An 18671-nucleotide genomic window follows, 5' to 3' on the forward strand; every position below is an offset into this window, starting at 1 on the left:
TTCCAGATCCTGCGTGACCAACGCGCTTACGAGCAGCGCGGTGAAAGCACCACGGAAGGCGCGTCGACGATATCCCGGTTGTCCTGATGACTGTCTAGCGAGCCCGACAGGACTGGGCTGCGCTCCTCAGGGAGAATGGGAAACCGGGAGCTGAACGCCACTCTGTGACCGAAGCCAGAAGCGGCATCAGGGTCACGAATTGGAGAATGGTTCGAGAACCGCAGGACACTTTTGTCCTGCGGATAAGAGACTTTTAGCCGATCGGCGAAAATGCCGATCACATACCAACAGAACCCAAGGAATAGGCCGCCAGATGGTGGTGTTCTCCCCTTGTGTTCTTTCATTGGAGCTTTCATGGGACGAGGACGGAGCGACGATACGGGCCAAAATAAAGGCCGTTTCCTCGGATGGTCTCACTCTTCAGATCACCGCGGGAAAGGATGTTATCGAGCGGACCTATGCTGCAGCGAAGGCTCCGTACGTCTGTCCCGATATGAAGCGCTAGTTCGAACCATAGATCCCCAGGCTGGAGCGGGGCATGAACTGGCAAAAGTCGGTTCCCGTCCCCATTTAGGGGCAAGGCGCGGGCTGCCTATGTTGACGCGCATTGTTTGGCGGAAAGGACGATCCAATGACTGTAGAGCGTGCGGTACTGGCGGGCGGTTGCTTTTGGGGTATGCAGGATCTCATCAGACGCTATCCCGGCGTCGTGTCCACTCGCGTGGGTTACACGGGTGGCGAAATAGCAAACGCCACCTACCGGAATCACGGCAACCATGCCGAGGCGATCGAGATCATGTTCGATCCCTCGACAATCAGCTACCGCGACATCCTTGAGTTCTTTTTCCAGATCCATGATCCGACGACACTCAACCGGCAAGGCAACGATCTCGGCAGCAGTTACAGGTCGGCGATATTCTACGCCAACGACGAACAGCGCTTGACTGCCGAAGACACCATTGCTGACGTGAACGCATCGGGTCTATGGCCGGGGAAAGTGGTTACCGAAGTCGTTCCAGCAAGTGATTTCTGGGAAGCGGAACCTGAGCACCAGGACTATCTGGAACGCATTCCGAACGGATACACATGCCATTTTATCCGACCCGGGTGGAAATTGCCGAAACGGCAGCAAGACACCGCCGCCGTTGGATGAGCCGAGCGTGCGCGCGAAGCAGGCCTTGCCTGACGGCAAGGCCTTTGCAGTTCGGGGCGATGTCGGGAGGTAACGCACATCAAGAAGCAGGCGACCGGGAAACTTTAAGCGGCCATCATGCGAATGGTTGGCCCAAGACGCGCAACCGATGCCACATGCCCCAAGCAGTTGTAGACAAATCACTTCTTTGAAAGAAATGGCGGACAGGGTGGGATTCGAACCCACGGTACGCTTTCACGTACACACGCGTTCCAGGCGTGCGCCTTAAACCACTCGGCCACCTGTCCTTTAGGCGGTCTGCATCTGCTAAGATGCAAATCGTCGGAACGGCCGCGATATATACCGATGAATTTTCGCCGATCAACCCAAATCTAACAGTTTTTTGACTTCTTCCGGTAAAAGTGCGGCCAGGGCCTCCATTGCAGTTCCACCCACCCGTAACTATCTTTCATTTGGATGGCGAATGGCGCGGCTGGCCGGGCGAGAGCCCGGTGCATGAGTGGCCGGAGAGATCGATGCGTTTCCTTTTGCGTTTGGCAAGTCTTGTTGCGCTGGCTGTTGCCGTGATTGCCGGAACGATCGATTCAATCCAGTCCGTTGCCGCCTCGTCTGTGGTCATAACGCCCATGGGTGACGCATGGCAGGATTTGAATCCGTCGTCGTTGGAAGCACTGCAATCGAGCATTGCCTACTATATCCACCCGCGGTTCTACACACTTGCCTTCCAGTGGCTCATGCTTCAGCCGGCCTTCGCGGTATTTCTGGTGCTATCGCTTCTGTTGTGGATGGCGGGCTACAAAAAGCCGCCGGTCGCGGGCCGTTTTGCTGCATAATCCACGTCGCTACCTATCTCGCTGGCCTTGGATCCGAACGGACATAGGTCCTGCGCGAAACCGGCTCAAGCTGCCCGCTTGGCTAGAAAAATCGCAGCCCAACGATGATTTTGCGCAAAAATCAGCCCGCATGAGCTGATTTTTGGCAATTGCGGCAAATTTTTACCAGCCGAAAAATTTCTCGTGAAATTTTTTTTGAGCCATGCAAGGATGCGCCCAGCCAGGCCTCCGGGGGGAGGTCGGTGGTTCCGCAGACATGCCTGGAACAGGCTTGCGGGAGGACCCAAACAATTAGAAACAATAGGGCTGCAACTCATGAAAAAATCCCTTCTGACTCTCCTGGCCGTGGCTGCCATGTCCACGACGGCGCTCGCCGCCGACGTCAAGCCGGCGCTCGTCTACGGTACCGGCGGGAAGTTCGATAAGTCCTTTAACGAAGCAGCCTACAATGGCGCCGAGAAGTTCAAGAAGGAAACGGGGATCGCTTATCGCGACTTCGAGCCGACCGGTGACACCCAGGGCGAACAGGCAATCCGCAACTTCGCAAGCCGTGGCTTCAACCCGGTTATCGCCGTCTCGTTCGCCTGGACCTCGGCTATCGAGAAGGTCGCAGCTGAATTTCCCGACACAAAGTTCGTCATCGTTGACGCCGTCGTCGACAAACCGAACGTCCGTTCCGTCGTCTACAAGGAAGAAGAAGGTTCCTTCCTCGTTGGCACACTTGCTGGCCTCGCTTCGAAGACCGGCAAGGTCGGCTTCGTCGGCGGTATGGACATTCCGCTGATCCGCAAGTTCGAATGCGGCTACGAGCAGGGCGCACGCTCCGTCAAGGCTGATGTCGAAGTGTTCCAGAACATGACCGGCACGACAGGCGCTGCTTGGAATGACCCGGTACGTGGTGGCGAACTCACCAAGAACCAGATCGATCAGGGCGCGGACGTCATCTACGCTGCAGCGGGCGCAACCGGCCTCGGCGTCTTGCAGACGGCCGCCGACAACAAGAAGCTCTCGATCGGCGTCGATAGCAACCAGAACCACCTTCACCCGGGCTCCGTCCTGACGTCGATGGTCAAGCGTGTTGACCTCGCAGTTTACAACGGTTTCAGCGACGTCAAGGGTGACAAGTTCACGGCCGGCGTCCAGGCGCTCGGCGTCAAGGAGGACGGCGTTGCCGCCGCCGTCGACGACAACAACAAGGCGCTGATCACGCCGGAAATGCAGGCTGCGCTCGACAAGGCCAGGGAAGGCATCATCGCGGGAACCATCAAGGTTCACGACTACACGACGGACAACGCTTGCCCGAAGTGATCCGTGACTGAGACGGGCGTATGGCGGAGTTACTCCGTCATACGCCCTTTTCGTATTTGGAGCCTGCTGTGACAGACACGCCCGCTATCGAACTTGTGGGCATCGACAAGAAATTCGGTGCCGTTCACGCCAACAAAGATATCAATCTTACCGTCACCAAGGGTACGATTCACGGCATCATCGGGGAAAACGGTGCCGGGAAATCGACCTTGATGTCGATCATCTACGGTTTCTACCATGCCGATAGTGGTGAGATTCGCGTCAACGGCAATCCCGTGACCGTTAAGGACAGCCAGGCTGCGATCGCCACCGGGATCGGTATGGTGCACCAGCACTTCATGCTGGTCGACAATTTCACGGTGCTCGAAAACATCATGCTTGGGGCCGAGGGCGGTGCGCTGCTCGCCAAGGGAGTCTCTTCCGCGCGTGCCGAGCTGCGGCGCCTGGAAAAAGACTACGGCCTCGAGGTCAATCCCGATGCGTTGATCGAAGAGCTTCCGGTCGGGTTGCAGCAGCGCGTGGAGATCCTCAAGGCCATGTACCGCGGCGCCGAGATCCTTATTCTTGACGAGCCGACGGGCGTCCTGACGCCGGCCGAAGCCGACCATCTGTTCAAGATCCTTCGCGTCCTGCGCGACCAAGGCAAGACCGTCATTCTGATCACCCACAAGCTGCGCGAGATCATGGCGATCACCGACACCGTTTCCGTCATGCGCCGCGGCGAGATGGTGGCGACCCGCAAGACATCCGAGACGACCGTCGAGGAACTGGCCGAGCTGATGGTCGGCCGCCGCGTCCTGCTGCGCGTACAGAAGGGTGAGGCCAATCCTGGCAAGGTGATCCTGTCGGTCCGCAGCCTCACCGTTAAGGACAATCGCGGCGTCATCATGGTCGACAACGTGTCCTTCGATGTCCGCGCCGGCGAGATTGTCGGCATTGCTGGCGTCGCCGGCAACGGGCAGTCCGAATTGCTGGAGGCGATTGCCGGCATCCGCAAGCCGCATTCCGGCGAAATATTCCTCGACGGGCAAACGATCGACAAAGCCGATCCGGCGCGCTTGCGCGAGCTTGGCCTTGCCCATATTCCGGAAGACCGGCATCACATGGGGCTGGTGCTGAAGTTCGAGGAATACGAGAACTCCGTTCTCGGCTACCACCGCAATCCTGGCTACAGCAAAGGCCCGCTGCTCGATCTCGACGCGATCCGCAAGGACGCCATGGAGAAGATCGAGAAATATGACATCCGTCCGCCGAACCCGCGGCTGAAGACCGCGAACTTCTCCGGCGGCAACCAGCAGAAGATCGTCGTGGCGCGCGAGATCGAGCGCGATCCGACGGCGCTGATCATCGGCCAGCCGACGCGCGGCGTCGATATCGGCGCCATCGAATTCATCCATCGCCGGATCATCGAGATGCGCGACCAAGGCAAGGCGATCCTGCTTGTCTCCGTCGAGCTTGACGAAATCCGCGCCCTTTCAGACCGTATCCTTGTCATGTTTGCCGGCCATGTCGTCGGCGAGAAGACGCCCGATGCCGGTGAACAGACCCTCGGCCTGATGATGGCCGGCATTGCCGCGTGAGGCCTTCATGAGCACTGCTTCAGTTCCACTTCCAAATTGGATCAACTACGGCCTCATCCCGCTGTTGAATCTGTTCGTCGCCTTCCTGATCTCCGGCTTCGTCGTCTGGCTGATCGGGGAGAGCCCGCTTGCGGCCCTGTCGCTGCTGATCGATGGCGCGCTCGGCAGCGGCGAAGGCATCGGCTTTACGCTCTACTATGCGACGAGCTTCATCTTCACCGGACTTTCCGTAGCGGTGGCTATTCACGCGGGCCTGTTCAACATCGGTTCGGAAGGCCAGGCCTATCTCGGCGGCCTCGGCTGCGCGCTGGTGGCGCTGGCACTCGACCACTATGTGCCATGGTATGTGACCATGCCGGTGGCGGTGGTGGGCGCGGGCCTCTTTGGTGCCGCCTGGGCCTTCATCCCGGCTTTCCTGCAGGCCAAGCGCGGCAGCCACATCGTCATCACCACCATCATGTTCAACTATATCGGCGCAGCATTGATGGTGTACCTGCTGGTGCATGTGCTTATCGTGCCTGGCAAGATGGCTCCGGAAACACGGACATTCCTTGAAGGCGGTCAATTGCCGAAACTCGGCTGGCTTATGAACCTTTTCGGCGCCAAGCTCGGCGCCGCACCGTTCAACGTCTCCTTCCTTATCGCGCTCATTGCCGCCTATTTCGTCTGGCTGCTGATCTGGCGCACCAAGCTCGGCTTCGAAATGCGGACGCTTGGCGTCAGCCAAAGCGCGGCAGCCTATGCCGGCATCCCCTACGCCCGTACCGTCATGATCGCGATGCTGCTCTCCGGCGCGCTGGCGGGCATGATGGCGCTTAATCCGGTGATGGGCTCCTCCGCCCGTCTGCAGGTGGAGTTTGTCGGTGGAGCCGGCTTCGTTGGCATCGCCGTGTCGCTGATGGGAAGAAATCATCCTGTCGGGATCATCTTCTCGGCGATCCTCTTCGGTATCCTCTATCAGGGTGGCGACTGGATCTCCTTCGAGATGCCGAACATCACGCGCGAAATGATCCTGGTTATCCAGGGTCTCGTCATCCTCTTCGCGGGCGCGCTGGAATACATGTTCAGACCTGCGATGGTTCGCGCCTACCAACAGTTCAAGGCCGCGTGAGGGGGAACGGACGATGGATTACTATGACATCTTCATCAGCGTCCTGAGCTCCACGATCCGCTTGTCGATCCCGCTGATCTTCACGGCGTTGGCAGGTCTGTTTTCCGAGCGTGCCGGCATCTTCGACATTGGCCTCGAAGGCAAGATGCTTGGCTCGGCGTTCGCGGCGGCGTGCGTCGCCTACCTGACCGGCTCAGCTTGGCTAGGTCTTGGTGCCGGCATCATTTGCTCAGTGGCGCTCAGCCTCGTGCATGGCTTCGCCTCCATCACCAATCGCGGCAACCAGATCATCTCGGGCGTGGCGATCAACTTCTTCATCGCCGGTATCACGATCGTTCTCGGCGGCGCCTGGTTCGGCCAGGGCGGTCGCACGCCGCAGCTGCTTCCGGACGCCCGCTTTGCTCCGATCGTGCTGCCCGGTGCCGATGCAATCCGCGGCGTTCCCGTCATCGGTCCGCTCTATGCCAACGTGATCTCGGGCAACAACATCCTGACTTACCTAGCCTTCCTTGCCGTTCCCCTCTCCTGGTGGATCCTCTATCGCACGCGCTTCGGCTTGCGACTGCGGGCGGTGGGCGAGAATCCCGGCGCGGTCGATACGGCGGGCATTTCGGTGAGCTGGCTGCGCTATCGTGCGGTCATGTGCGCCGGCATCCTCTGCGGTTTCTCCGGAACCTACCTGGCGATCGCGCAATCGGCAGCCTTCATCAAGGATATGTCGGCTGGTAAGGGCTACATTGCGCTTGCGGCGCTGGTCTTTGCGAAGTGGAAGCCGGTGCCCGTCATGTTCGCCTGCCTGCTCTTCGGCTTCCTCGATGCGCTGGCGAACTTCATGCAGGGCAAGCAGGTTCCTCTGATCGGCGAAGTGCCGGTGCAGATCTTCCAGGCGCTGCCCTATATACTCACCTGCATTCTGCTCGCCGGTTTCATCGGCGTCGCAATCCCGCCGAAGGCGGGGGGTGTCCCCTATACGAAGGAACGTTGAGAACATGTCCCACGATCTTTTCGAGGCCGCTCGCGGAGCCATGGCTTTCGCTCATGCCCCCTATTCGAAGTTCCCGGTCGGTGCAGCGATCCGCGCCGAGGATGGCAAGGTCTATACCGGCGCCAATATCGAGAACCTGTCTTTCCCGCAGGGTTGGTGCGCGGAGCCGACCGCTATCAGCGCCATGATCATGGGCGGTGCCAAGAAGATCGTCGAAATGGCTGTTATTGCCGAGAAGCTGCCCCTTTGCCCGCCCTGTGGCGGTTGCCGGCAAAAGATCTCTGAGTTCGCTTCCAAGGATACGAAGATCTATCTCTGCGACGAAGCCGGCGTGAAGAAAACGATGACCATGGACGAGCTCCTGCCCTTCAGCTTCGAGACCGAACTCGGATGAGTGCCGCGCTGGACGTCCTTGCCGGCAAGCTCGGCGGCCTTTCGCCGCGCTACGGCATTGTGCTTGGCTCCGGCCTCGGTTCGCTGGTCGGCCAACTGACAGACGCGCATCGCATTCCCTACCATGATTTGCCCGGCTTTCCGGTCAGCGCTGTTTCGGGCCACGCCGGCGAGGTGGTTGCCGGCTCGCTGGGTGGTGTCCCGGTCGTCATGCTGTCAGGCCGCGTCCACTTTTACGAGAAAGGCGATGCGAGCGCGATGCGGCTGCCGATCGAGGTACTCAAGGGTCTTGGCATTGAAACCTTGATCCTGACCAATTCCGCCGGTTCCTTGAGAAACGACATGCCGCCCGGCTCGGTGATGCAGATCACCGATCACATCAACTATTCCGGCGTGAATCCGCTGATCGGCGAGGAAAGTGACCGACGCTTCGTGGGCATGACAAGCGCCTATGATGCAAGCCTTGCCGATAAGATGCGCAAGGCTGCAGCGACGATCGGCATCGCCTTGTCGCAAGGCGTCTATATGTGGTTTTCCGGTCCGAGCTTCGAGACGCCCGCTGAAATCCGGATGGCCCGCATTCTCGGCGCGGATGCCGTTGGCATGTCGACCGTACCGGAGGTCATTATCGCGCGAATGCTGGGCTTAAGGGTTGCGGCAGCGTCGGTTATCACCAACTATGGAGCCGGCATGACCGGCGGCGAACTGAGCCATGACGAAACCAAGGACATGGCTCCGATCGGCGGCGCTCGCCTCGCTGCCATACTGAAAGAAATGATTGCAGGAGAACGCGAACAATGACCAGTCATTCCAGCAAGGAGACGGCCGCCGTCGCCCTTTCCCTCCTCGATCTCACCAACCTCAAGGATGATTGCACCGAGGCGCAGATCGATGCGCTGTGCGCCCGGGCTCAGACCCCTTTTGGCAGCACGGCAGCGATCTGCATCTGGCCGCGCTTCGTTGCCCGCGCCCGCGCCGTCCTCGGCACAGGCCATCCGGTGCGCATTGCGACCGTGGTCAACTTCCCCTCCGGCGAGATGGAAGTTGCCGACGTCGCCGCCGAAACTCGCGAGGCGATTGCCGATGGCGCCGACGAAATCGACCTCGTCATCCCCTATCGCAAGTTCATGACGGGTAGCGGCAAGGCCGTCACCGACATGGTTGCGGCCGTCCGCGCCGAGTGCAAGGATCCGGTTCTTCTGAAGGTCATTCTCGAGACTGGCGAAATCAAGGACGCGGCGCTGATCCGTCGCGCCTCCGAACTCGCCATCGAGGCCGGCGCTGATTTCATCAAGACGTCCACCGGCAAGGTGTCCGTCAATGCGACGTTGGAAGCTGCCGACATCATGTTGCGGGTCATCCGCCAGAGTGGCCGTAAGGTCGGCTTCAAGCCGGCGGGTGGTATCGGGTCGGTGGCAGACGCTGCGCTCTATCTGAGCCTTGCGGAGACGATCATGGCACCGGATTGGCCCATGCCGTCCACCTTCCGCTTCGGTGCGTCCGGATTGCTCGACGATATCCTTGCCGTTCTTAGCGGCACGCAATCCGCGCCCGCCGCTGCATCGAGCTATTGAAATGATCCCGCAGGAGATCATCCGCCAGAAACGAAACGGCGAGACGCTTTCCGAAGGGGACATTCAGTCGTTCATTGCCGCACTTGCGTCCGGCCAGCTCTCGGAGGGGCAGATCGGCGCCTTTGCCATGGCAGTCTGGTTCAAGGGCATGTCGCGCGAAGAGGTCGTGGCCCTGACGCTTGCAATGGCGCACTCGGGCGACACGCTGAGCTGGACCGACATCGACCGTCCGATCGCCGACAAGCATTCGACAGGCGGCGTCGGCGACAACGTTTCCCTGATGCTCGCGCCGATCGCCGCAGCATGCGGCCTGGCGGTTCCGATGATTTCCGGTCGTGGCCTCGGCCATACCGGCGGAACATTGGACAAGCTCGAAGCCATTCCCGGCTACACCATCACCCCCGACGCAACCCTCTTTCGCAAGGTCGTGAAGGATGTCGGATGCGCTATCATCGGGCAGACCGGAGCCCTTGCTCCTGCCGATGGCAAGCTCTACGCCGTACGGGATGTGACGGCGACCGTCGACTCGATCCCGCTCATCACCGCCTCGATCCTCTCGAAGAAACTTGCGGCCGGGCTGCAGACCCTGGTCCTCGACGTCAAGGTCGGTAGCGGCGCGTTCATGGCCAAGCCGAAAGACGCCGAGACACTCGCCCGCGCGCTTGTCGATGTCGCCAATAGCGCAGGCGTCAGGACGTCGGCGCTGATCACCGACATGAACCAGCCGCTCGCGGATGCGGCAGGAAATGCCGTCGAAATCCGCAATTGCCTGGAATTTCTGGCAGGCGGCAAGAAGAACACACGCCTCGAGGCGGCCGTGCTGGCCTTTGCGGCCGAGATGCTGATGAAATCCGGCCTGGCCTCGTCACTGCGGGACGGTGAAACGCGGGCCGCAGACGCCCTTGCTTCAGGCAGGGCCGCCGAGAATTTTGCCCGCATGGTCCACCTTCTCGGCGGCCCATCCGATCTTTTGCAAGCGCCGGACAAATATCTCGTCAAGGCACCGGTCACGAAGCCGGTTCCCGCGCCTCGGTCCGGTTGGCTTTCCGGCTGCGACGTTCGCGAGATCGGCATGACCGTTGTCGACCTCGGTGGCGGACGACGGCATCCCAACGACAGGATCGATCATCGCGTTGGGATTTCAGACATTCTTCCGCTTGGCACGGCTGTCGAACAAGGCGACCCGATTGCGTTGGTGCATGCCGCAAGCGAGGCTTCGGCGGATGCCGCAGTGGCAGCCCTGACCGCAAACTACCGGATCGATGAACGGCAACCGGCAATTCCCACAGTCGTGTGCCAGCGCATCGCGGCTAGATGATAGTGGCAACCCGATGCGGGCGGTCAATCCCGCAGCCATCGCCATACCCGGTATCCGTCGGTCTGCGCCGGGTCGAAAGTCCACTGCTGCTGATGCCGGATTAACCGGTGATGCCCGGTCCTGGATTTCGAATACCGACGCCCGCCAGCGCTGGCGAAATGCGCGCCGGGCTGCCTCGAGGCATCCAAACACGACTTCGACGGCTATTTGCCATGCAACACAAGTATAAGATGCGCACACGGCAAGCAAATTCGCCCTTACGATGAGTTCATCGTTTACTTGCATCAGAATTGCGCAGAATATTAGCGCATGGGAGGAAGCCTTCGGCCCTCACTCTCTATAAATTGCGCCCGAACGGCTTTCCTCCCTTGGCTCAAGGGAGGATTAATCATGAGGCGGACTTTGCTGTACGCGGCGTCAGCTGCGGTACTATCGCTCGGCGTCTCGCAGGCATTTGCGCAGTCGGGCAGCGTTGAGAAAGCGGTTGGCGGCTACAATTTTGCCGAAGCTGCCAAGGAAGCGCCCGGCACGAAAGATTTCCATTCGGCTGACGGTCATTTGACCTTCGCGATCGTGACGCATACGGCAGGCAACGGCTTTTTTGATCCTGTCTATGTCGGCGCGACCGTCGCCGGCAACATGATCGGCGCCAAGATCCTGCTGCTCGGTTCGGAATCACCGGTAGACGATCCAGCGCGTGAGATCGAGATCCTGAACCAGATTGTCCAGGACCCGACAATAGACGGCATTATCATGACGACGCCGCAGATTGGCGCCTATAATGACATCGTCAAGGCGGCCGAGGCGGCAGGCATACCGATCGCGACGACCAACTCGTTCGATGCGACCATCCTCCATCGCAACAATATAAGTCATACCGGCCAGGACGCATCGGCCGCAGCAATCGGCGGCGAGGCACTCGCCAATTGCGTGCTTGCGAGCGGCGCGACCAGCGGCTCGATTCTCTTGCCGTCGTCGACCGCGATGGGCAACATTGAGGTGAACAACCGCGTGACCGCCGCTTTCAACGCCATCGTCAAGACGTTGAAGGATGCCGGCAAGCTTGACGCTTTCAAGGTCGACGCCGGGCCGGAGAATGTCGGGATCGACACGAACCCGAACGATCCGGTCAATGCGCTCGTTTCGCTCTTCGAGTCCCGCGGCGACGCGGTCGGCGCCTTCACAGCCAACAACGTCTTCACGCCACCGCTCGTGAAGGCGGTCGCGCAGATGGGGCGGACCGGCAAGTTCTGCGCATTTGGTTTCGATCTCGGCCCGGCGCAGCAAGAGGGCATTGCCGCTGGAAACCTGACCGGCTCGCTGGGACAGCAACCCTTCCTGCAGGGCTTCTGGCCTGTCATGCAGCTTTACCTGCAGATCGATCGCGGCATTGCTGCCGCCAACCTCGACACGCGTGCACAACTAGTGACGAAGGAGACCGTCGCAAACGTTGGCAAGCGCTTCGAGAACTAACCACCTGAAACGCCTGAAATCGATGCGGGAGGACGCAAGCCTCCCGCATCGCAACGGCAAGGTTGATCGGCAGAGACCATGGCGTCCACGACAACATCGTTAGGCCGCGCGCCGCCGCAGCTCGTCGGCGGCTGGGAGGCTGGGCTGCTGGTCTTCCTCGCGTTGCTCTATCTCGGCGGCGCTTTCGTCAATCCGGCCTTTTTTGGCTCTCCGGAAGCCCTTCACGCGCTGCTGCGCGATACATCCCGTGTCGGGATCATCGCGGTCGGAATGACCTTCGTCATCGCCAACAAGGATCTCGATCTTTCGGTCGGCTCCACCTACGGACTGATCGCCGTGGTTTTCGCCAGGCTTTTTGCGTCGAACGTTCTCGACTTTGGGGTCATGGAGTCCGCAATCTTCTGTGTGCTGCTGGGCACGGTGATTGGCCTCGTCAACGGCGTGCTTGTGACGACCCTGAGAGTGCCTGCCTTCATTGCTACGCTGACGATGCTTTTCATCGGTCGCGGCTTCGTTCTTGCGCTTTCGCATGGTCAGGCGATCTATTACTCCAGCAAGGCGAAAGACTATCCGCTCTTCTTTCATCTCGGCGAGATCAATGCTCTCGGCTTCAACAACCAGATCGCGATCTTCCTTCTCATCGCTGTCATCGGCGCTTATGTGCTTGCCAAGTCCCGTTGGGGCTATGAGACCTTTGCTACGGGCGGAAACGAGCAGGCTGCAGCCTATGCCGGCATCCGCACGCGCTGGGTGCGCATTCGCGCTTACCTGCTCTCATCGCTTTGCGCGACCCTTTCTGCTCTCTTGTCAGCTGCGCAGGACAAGGGTGTCACTCCTCTTTACGGCGTCAGTTGGGAACTCACCGTTATCGCGTCGGTCGTCATAGGCGGTGCATCGATCCTGGGTGGGCGCGGTCGGGTGATCGGGTCTTGCCTTGGGGCCGCAGCCGTCGTGCTGATCGACAAGGTATTGCGCGAGGGCTGGCCGATCACGCGTACCGTCGTTATCGACGGGGAGAGCATTGCCGTCGGTGCCAGGTTCACCCTACCCGCCGGTGCCGTGTTGGTTTTCCTGGGTCTCCTTCTCGTCACGGCCGTGCTCATCGAGCCGTTCCTCATTCGCCGCCAGATCGCGGCCAGGTTCTGGGCCTGGATCCGCGGCAGACCACCGCCGCCAGCCTACGAGACCGGCGGCGTGGCCCTGGAGGGCGCGCAGACGAAAGGGGCGATGGCGACCGACATCGCACTCTCGGCTACCGGGCTCGGCAAGTTCCTCGCGCGCCGTGACGCGCTCGCCATCATCCTGACCACGGTGCTGTGGCTGACCGGTTTGGCGCTGAGGCCAGATTACTGGTGGAATCTGCCCAACACCTTCGCGATCCTGCTCAACTACACAGAACTGGCACTCATTACCGTCGGACTGACTTACGTCATTGCGGCCGGCGATATCGATCTTTCCGTTGGCGCAGTGCTTGCGCTTGCAGGCAGCACCGCAGCCTATTTCTTGAAGGTATTGGGCGCCGATCCGTTCACTGCCGTAGCGATGGGGCTGCTCGCGGGGAGCGCTGCGGGCCTCGTTAACGCCGTCGTCACAGTCGGCTTCAAGCTACCGGCCTTCATTGCCACGCTCGGCATGTTCTACATTGCCCGAGGTCTCGCCGCCTGGTTCGTCGCCGGCCAGCAACTGACCGGTTGGCCTGAAGGCTACAACCTGCTTGGTCGCAAGGTGAATGACGTTCTCCTGCATTTCGGCCTATCGCTGCCGCCGGGGATCATTCGCTCGGTGGCCGAGGTCGTCAGCATCCAGACGATATTTATTTTTTTGGTCGCCGTCACGGCTGGTATCGTGCTTGCCTACACACCATTCGGACTAAAGGTCTGCGCGGCGGGCGGCAACGTCCGCGCGGCCGCTTATGCCGGCATCAACACGAACCGCGTGCGTTTCACTTCACTCATGCTGGCCGCTCTTTGCGCAGCCGTGGCCGGGATCATCAACGTCGCTTACTTCCGCAGCTTCAACCCGGTTGCCGGCCAGTTCCGGGAGCTTGACGCCATCGCCTCCGTTATCATCGGCGGCGGATCGATCTTCGGCGGTTATGGCACGATGATCGGTTCGCTTGCCGGAGCGGCCGTCATCACGCTCATCCGGGCACTCCTGCAGCTCAACGTCCAGGGCTTCAGCATGCCGCAGCACTGGATCAATGTCTTCATTGGGGTCATCCTCATTGTCGCAGTGCTGATCGACATATGGGTGCGTCAGGCCAATGTCTTCGCGCGCCTGCGGGCCCTTTTTACGAAAGCGGTGCCAACGGGAGAACGCATCCATGGCTGACGCGCAACCCTTACAGCCGATTGTCGAAATGCGGAGCATCGAGAAGGCCTTCGGAGCCGTGCAGGCACTGCGCAAAGTCGATCTCGTGCTTTATCCAGGCGAGATTCTCGGCCTAGTCGGCGACAATTCGGCCGGCAAGTCGACGCTGATGAAGATTCTGACCGGTGCCTATCAGCGCGATTCCGGCGAAATCCTGGTTGCTGGGCAACCGGTGTATTTCAAGGGTCCGCACGAGAGCCGCGACGCCGGAATCGAGATGATCTATCAAGACTTCGCGCTTTGCGGGAACATGGATGTCGGTCAGAACATCTTCCTTGGCCGCTGGCCCCTCAAGGGCCCCTTCGTCAACCGACGAAAGATGTATGCCGAGGCCGACCGCGTTCTGAAACGGCTTAAAGTCGACGTGAATTCCGTCTATCAAAAGGTTGAAAGCCTGTCAGGCGGTCGCCAGCAATCTGTAGCGATTGCCCGCGCGATCTCGTTCGAACCGCGCGTCGTGATCCTCGACGAGCCGACTGCCAACCTTTCCGTGATGGCGACCGAACGGCTGCTCGAAACCATGCTGGAGCTGAAGAAGCAAGGCGTCGCCCAAATCATCATCTCGCATCGCCTTGTTGATATTTTTGCCGTGGGTGATCGTGTCATGGTCCTCAAGCGCGGAGAGTATGTCGGCGACCGCTACGTCAAAAACACGGACGAGCACGAGGTCTTGGAGATAATTGTCTCCGGAACCCGCGAGAACGCGCTGACAGCCGACGAGGCAAGAAACATTGATCGGCCATCGACGCCGTGACGTCATGCCCAACCTGCATTACGCCCGGGCGTGGATTTGCCTCGACAGGTTTTCGACGACGGCGAAACGCCGGTGAGGAGATGATGTGCGGTCTTGATGACCCGTAGGCTGTGGAAAGTCCTCGATACCCGGTCTATTGCTTCAAACTGAGGGATCCATCTGCAACGGAATAGGAGGCAAGCTTCCTGAGGAAGCTCATGCCGACGAGCGTGGAGGAAAGGGCATCATCCTTCAGCACGAAAGCCTCCACGTCGCGCACACGAATGCCACCGATTTCCACCCGATCCAATGTGATGTGCGCCGCCTTTGTCTGCCCATTGGCCGTGTCCACCGAGTAGCGGAAATCAAGCTGGTTGCCGGTGTAGCCAAGGCGTCGGGCGAAGCTCTCGTTCAGAGCGACATAGGTTGCACCTGTGTCGATCAGGCCCTGCACCTGTCGACCGTTGATTTTGAAGTCTCCGGAGTAATGTCCCTGGGCATCGGCCTGCAGGCGCGTCGTGCCACCATTCACCGCGGTGGCAGGTCTCTGTTCGGTCCTGCCGGTTACGAAGTTGGCCGAAACAACTGCTTCGCTGCCGGGTTTTCCCATGAGGGACGGAATTTGTGTGGCAAGCACCGCGGCGATGCTTGCAAAAATGACGGTGCGCAGGAGCATCGGGACAGAAATCCTTCCTGTATAAACCCCGCGTCATGCGTGGCCATGCTTCTAGCTGCTACGCCATATTTGCTGACAAGTTGCTAATGCCGGCAAAGCAAATGGCCCGGCAAGCATGTCCGGGCCATCAACTGCCTCTATTTGGTAAACGGAGTGCAAATCATTTCGTGCCGTACATGCGGTCGCCGGCGTCGCCGAGACCAGGCATGATGTAGCCCTTCTCGTTCAGATGGCTGTCGATGGAGGCGGTGAAGACGGGAACATCCGGATGCGCCTCGCGGAAATTTCTGATGCCCTCGGGTGCCGCCAGAAGGCAAAGGAAGCGAATATTGTGGGCTCCGCGTTCCTTGAGCTTGTCGATTGCGGCGATCGACGAATTGCCGGTGGCAAGCATCGGGTCGACGACGATGATCAGGCGCTCCGAAATATCCTCGGGAGCCTTGAAGTAATATTCGACCGGCTGCAGCGTCTCGTGATCGCGGTAGACGCCGATATGCGACACGCGCGCCGACGGCACGAGATCGAGCATGCCTTCGAGAAGGCCGTTACCGGCACGCAGGATCGAGGCGAAGACGAGCTTCTTGCCTTCGAGGATCGGCGATTCCATCGTCTGCAGGGGCGTCTCGATGGTCTCCATCGTGAGCTCCAGATCGCGGGTCACTTCGTAGCAGAGCAGCGTAGAGATTTCGCGCAGGAGCCGACGAAAACTCCCGGTAGAGGTCTCCTTGCGCCGCATGATCGTGAGTTTGTGCTGCACAAGCGGGTGATCAATGACCGTTACGCCATCCATGGCCGAGCCCTTCCTATCGTTGTTCTTATCGGATGTTTCTTCCATGGAAATTGCCTCCACTGCAAGAGCGGAGGCAATTTTGCAATGCGCTCCCCAAGGCGAGAGGGGTCACATCCGGGCAAAAATTGCCTGGCGCGTCGGCTCGTCGACGAAGGCTGCCTCGATACCGGTTCGCGTCATCTCATCAATTGCGGCGTCGCTGAAGCCAAAGGCATCGGCGGCCAATTCGTACTCGCGCTTCAGCGACGTATGAAAGAACGGTGGGTCGTCCGAACTGATCGTCACGCGTACACCGGCCTCCTTGAGCCGTGGCAACGGATGAGAGGCGAAATCCGGGAAGACGTTCAGCGCAATGTTGGAGCCGGGACAGACTTCGAGCACCGTTCCGAGGTCGGCGATCCGCCGGACGAGATTCATGTCTTCTATAGCGCGCACGCCGTGCCCGATGCGGGAGGGCCTGACGACGTCGAGCGCCTCGGCAACGCTGAAAGCGCCGCACACCTCGCCCGCGTGGATGGTGAGGCCGAGCCCTGCATGGCGCGCGATGTCAAAGGCACGCGCGTAGTCGGCAACCCGACCCATTCGCTCCTCGCCGGCAAGATTGAATCCGGTGATAAGCGGATTTTTCGCCTTAGCAGCATATTCCGCGGCGCCAATGACACTTTCGGGGCCGAAATGACGCTCCCCCGTGACAATCAGACGTGCCTCGATACCGCTTTTCGCCTTCGCACGACGAATACCTTCGCACACACCTTCGATGTAAGCGTCCGCGCCAAGCCCGATTCGCTTGCCGTGATCAGGAGACACGATCAGCTCGCTGTAGATCGTGCCTACGGCGGCGAGTTCCTCAAGATAGGTTTCAGTCAGCAGCGCATAGTCTTCTTCGGTCTTGTAGACCTCGGAGACCTTGTCGTAGCATTGCAGAAAGCTTGCGAAATCGTGCCAGACATAGGCGCCATCAGCCAGATAGGGGCTGATGTCGATGTTGTACTTGCGGGCCTGCGCCCAGGTAAGCGTTGGCGACGCCGCACCTTCCAGATGGCAGTGCAGCTCGACCTTCTTCAAATGCGATGTCATAGAAAACTTCTCCCGTGCGCCCCCGGCGGAATGCGCAGATGGCGCGCAATCGTCTCGCCGATATCCGCATAGGTGGCGCGGATGCCGATATCGCGAGAACGCAACCCCGGCCCGTAGGCAATGATCGGCACGCGTTCGCGCGTGTGATCGGTGCCGCGCCACGTCGGATCGCAGCCATGGTCGGCGGTCAGGATCACGAGATCGCCGGGCTTCAGCTTGCCGCCCACTTCGGGCAGCCTGGAATCAAAGGCTTCAAGCGCGGCGGCATAGCCTGCCACGTCCCTGCGATGGCCGTAGACCATGTCGAAATCGACAAAGTTTGTGAAAACCAGTTCGCCATCCTCGGCGGTGTCCATGGCTGCGAGGCTGGCATCCATCAACGCCTCATTGCCATTCGCCTTGACCACCCGCGATACCCCCTTATGCGCAAAGATGTCGCCGATCTTGCCAATGGCATGGACCTTGCGACCTTCCTTGACCAGTCGGTCGAGAAGCGTCGGCTCCGGCGGTGGCACAGAGAAGTCGCGCCGGTTTCCGGTGCGCTGGAACTTGGAGACGGTTTCCCCAACAAACGGCCGAGCGATGACGCGGCCGATATTGTATTGGTCCAGCAACGCCCTCGCGATCGTGCAGAAGGTCATGAGCCTGTCGAGGCCGAAATGCGCCTCGTGCGCGGCAACCTGGAAGACGGAGTCGGACGAGGTGTAGCAGATCGGCCTTCCAGTCCGGATATGCTCTTCGCCATGGCGGGCAATGATGTCGGTGCCCGAGGCGTGGCAGTTGCCGAGTATCCCCGGAACGTCCGCAGCCCTGCAGAGCGCCTCGACCAGCTGCGGCGGAAAGGCTTCCCCTTCGGTTGGAAAGTAGCCCCAGTCGAATGTTACAGGCGTTCCGGCGATCTCCCAATGGCCGGACGGGGTGTCTTTGCCATGCGAAACTTCGCTGGCGGAGCCGAACATCGCGTAGACTTTTTCCGGAACTGGCATCCCGGCCGGAACGCGGCCCGACGCGGCCTTTGCCAGATGCACCAGACCAAGAGCCGACATGTTCGGAAGCTGGAGCGGGCCGGAGCGCAACCCTTCGCGATCGCCAACACCCGCCGCACAGAATTCCGCGATGTGTCCCAGCGTGTTGGCGCCCTCATCGCCGTAAGCCGCAGCATCCGGAGCACCGCCGACGCCAAAAGAATCCAGAACGAAAAGAAACGCTCGCGCCATGCTCCACCCAGCGAATTCACGGTCCACGCAGTGGGCCACTGTTCAAGCCTTATAACGGCAGAGCGCGCTTGGCAAACCTG

General features: G+C 60.1%; 18 protein-coding genes and 1 tRNA gene. 13 read left to right on the forward strand and 6 right to left on the reverse strand.

Features of this window, described 5'->3' with window-relative positions; all coding sequences use genetic code 11:
* Positions 1 to 26: 26 nt before the first annotated feature.
* Entirely contained in the window at positions 27 to 344 is a 318-nt protein-coding gene (locus BSG20_RS36980) for a hypothetical protein (protein ID WP_210216954.1), read from the reverse strand.
* Between the two features lie 287 nt (positions 345 to 631).
* On the opposite strand from BSG20_RS36980, the gene msrA reads away from it, so the two are divergent.
* Entirely contained in the window at positions 632 to 1153 is a 522-nt protein-coding gene (gene msrA, locus BSG20_RS10575; RefSeq protein ID WP_072375176.1) for a peptide-methionine (S)-S-oxide reductase MsrA, read from the forward strand.
* A gap of 197 nt (positions 1154 to 1350) precedes the next feature.
* Here msrA and BSG20_RS10580 read toward each other — a convergent pair.
* A tRNA-Ser gene (locus BSG20_RS10580) sits at positions 1351 to 1440 on the reverse strand.
* A gap of 228 nt (positions 1441 to 1668) precedes the next feature.
* On the opposite strand from BSG20_RS10580, the gene BSG20_RS10585 reads away from it, so the two are divergent.
* From BSG20_RS10585 to BSG20_RS10640, 12 genes are all read left to right on the forward strand, one after another.
* A complete protein-coding gene (locus tag BSG20_RS10585) occupies positions 1669 to 1986 on the forward strand; it encodes a hypothetical protein (protein ID WP_024313431.1) in 318 nt (105 codons plus the stop codon).
* Between the two features lie 315 nt (positions 1987 to 2301).
* Positions 2302 to 3294 (forward strand): BMP family lipoprotein, encoded by a 993-nt coding sequence (locus tag BSG20_RS10590; RefSeq protein WP_024313430.1) that lies wholly within the window; start codon positions 2302 to 2304, stop codon positions 3292 to 3294.
* Between the two features lie 68 nt (positions 3295 to 3362).
* The gene (locus BSG20_RS10595; protein WP_177309831.1) at positions 3363 to 4874 is read left to right on the forward strand and encodes an ABC transporter ATP-binding protein; all 1512 of its coding nucleotides are present in this window, start codon (positions 3363 to 3365) and stop codon (positions 4872 to 4874) included.
* 7 nt (positions 4875 to 4881) lie between these two features.
* Positions 4882 to 5985, forward strand: a complete 1104-nt coding sequence (locus BSG20_RS10600; RefSeq protein WP_072375170.1) for an ABC transporter permease — start codon at positions 4882 to 4884, stop codon at positions 5983 to 5985.
* A 13-nt stretch (positions 5986 to 5998) separates the two neighbouring features.
* A complete protein-coding gene (locus BSG20_RS10605) occupies positions 5999 to 6970 on the forward strand; it encodes an ABC transporter permease (RefSeq protein ID WP_072375167.1) in 972 nt (323 codons plus the stop codon).
* Positions 6971 to 6974: 4 nt separating this feature from the next.
* Positions 6975 to 7364: a cytidine deaminase gene (locus BSG20_RS10610; protein WP_024313426.1), complete on the forward strand. Its 390-nt coding sequence runs from the start codon at positions 6975 to 6977 to the stop codon at positions 7362 to 7364.
* Positions 7361 to 8164, forward strand: coding sequence for a purine-nucleoside phosphorylase (locus BSG20_RS10615; protein WP_072375165.1), 804 nt, complete (start codon positions 7361 to 7363; stop codon positions 8162 to 8164). Before BSG20_RS10610 ends, BSG20_RS10615 begins: the two co-directional genes overlap by 4 nt.
* Positions 8161 to 8937 (forward strand): deoxyribose-phosphate aldolase, encoded by a 777-nt coding sequence (gene deoC, locus BSG20_RS10620; RefSeq protein WP_024313424.1) that lies wholly within the window; start codon positions 8161 to 8163, stop codon positions 8935 to 8937. Before BSG20_RS10615 ends, deoC begins: the two co-directional genes overlap by 4 nt.
* A 1-nt stretch (position 8938) precedes the next feature.
* Entirely contained in the window at positions 8939 to 10255 is a 1317-nt protein-coding gene (deoA, locus tag BSG20_RS10625; protein WP_072375162.1) for a thymidine phosphorylase, read from the forward strand.
* A 390-nt stretch (positions 10256 to 10645) separates the two neighbouring features.
* A complete protein-coding gene (locus BSG20_RS10630; RefSeq protein ID WP_072375159.1) occupies positions 10646 to 11728 on the forward strand; it encodes a substrate-binding domain-containing protein in 1083 nt (360 codons plus the stop codon).
* 78 nt (positions 11729 to 11806) lie between these two features.
* Positions 11807 to 14059, forward strand: coding sequence for an ABC transporter permease (locus BSG20_RS10635; RefSeq protein ID WP_072375156.1), 2253 nt, complete (start codon positions 11807 to 11809; stop codon positions 14057 to 14059).
* Positions 14052 to 14852, forward strand: coding sequence for an ATP-binding cassette domain-containing protein (locus tag BSG20_RS10640; RefSeq protein ID WP_072375153.1), 801 nt, complete (start codon positions 14052 to 14054; stop codon positions 14850 to 14852). Before BSG20_RS10635 ends, BSG20_RS10640 begins: the two co-directional genes overlap by 8 nt.
* Before the next feature lie 133 nt (positions 14853 to 14985).
* On the opposite strand, the gene BSG20_RS10645 is transcribed toward BSG20_RS10640, so the two are convergent.
* The 4 genes from BSG20_RS10645 to BSG20_RS10660 all read right to left on the reverse strand — a co-directional run bounded on the left by BSG20_RS10645 (position 14986) and on the right by BSG20_RS10660 (position 18591).
* A complete protein-coding gene (locus BSG20_RS10645; RefSeq protein WP_072375150.1) occupies positions 14986 to 15507 on the reverse strand; it encodes a TIGR02281 family clan AA aspartic protease in 522 nt (173 codons plus the stop codon).
* A 160-nt stretch (positions 15508 to 15667) separates the two neighbouring features.
* Positions 15668 to 16297, reverse strand: a complete 630-nt coding sequence (gene upp / locus BSG20_RS10650; RefSeq protein WP_072375232.1) for a uracil phosphoribosyltransferase — start codon at positions 16295 to 16297, stop codon at positions 15668 to 15670.
* A gap of 108 nt (positions 16298 to 16405) precedes the next feature.
* Positions 16406 to 17374, reverse strand: coding sequence for an adenosine deaminase (locus tag BSG20_RS10655; RefSeq protein ID WP_072375147.1), 969 nt, complete (start codon positions 17372 to 17374; stop codon positions 16406 to 16408).
* Positions 17371 to 18591 carry a phosphopentomutase gene (locus BSG20_RS10660; protein WP_072375144.1) on the reverse strand — a complete coding sequence of 407 codons (1221 nt, stop codon included), beginning with the start codon at positions 18589 to 18591 and terminating at the stop codon, positions 17371 to 17373. Before BSG20_RS10660 ends, BSG20_RS10655 begins: the two co-directional genes overlap by 4 nt.
* Positions 18592 to 18671: the final 80 nt, after the last annotated feature.

This window comes from Rhizobium tibeticum (assembly GCF_900110205.1).
Classification (GTDB): domain Bacteria; phylum Pseudomonadota; class Alphaproteobacteria; order Rhizobiales; family Rhizobiaceae; genus Rhizobium; species Rhizobium tibeticum.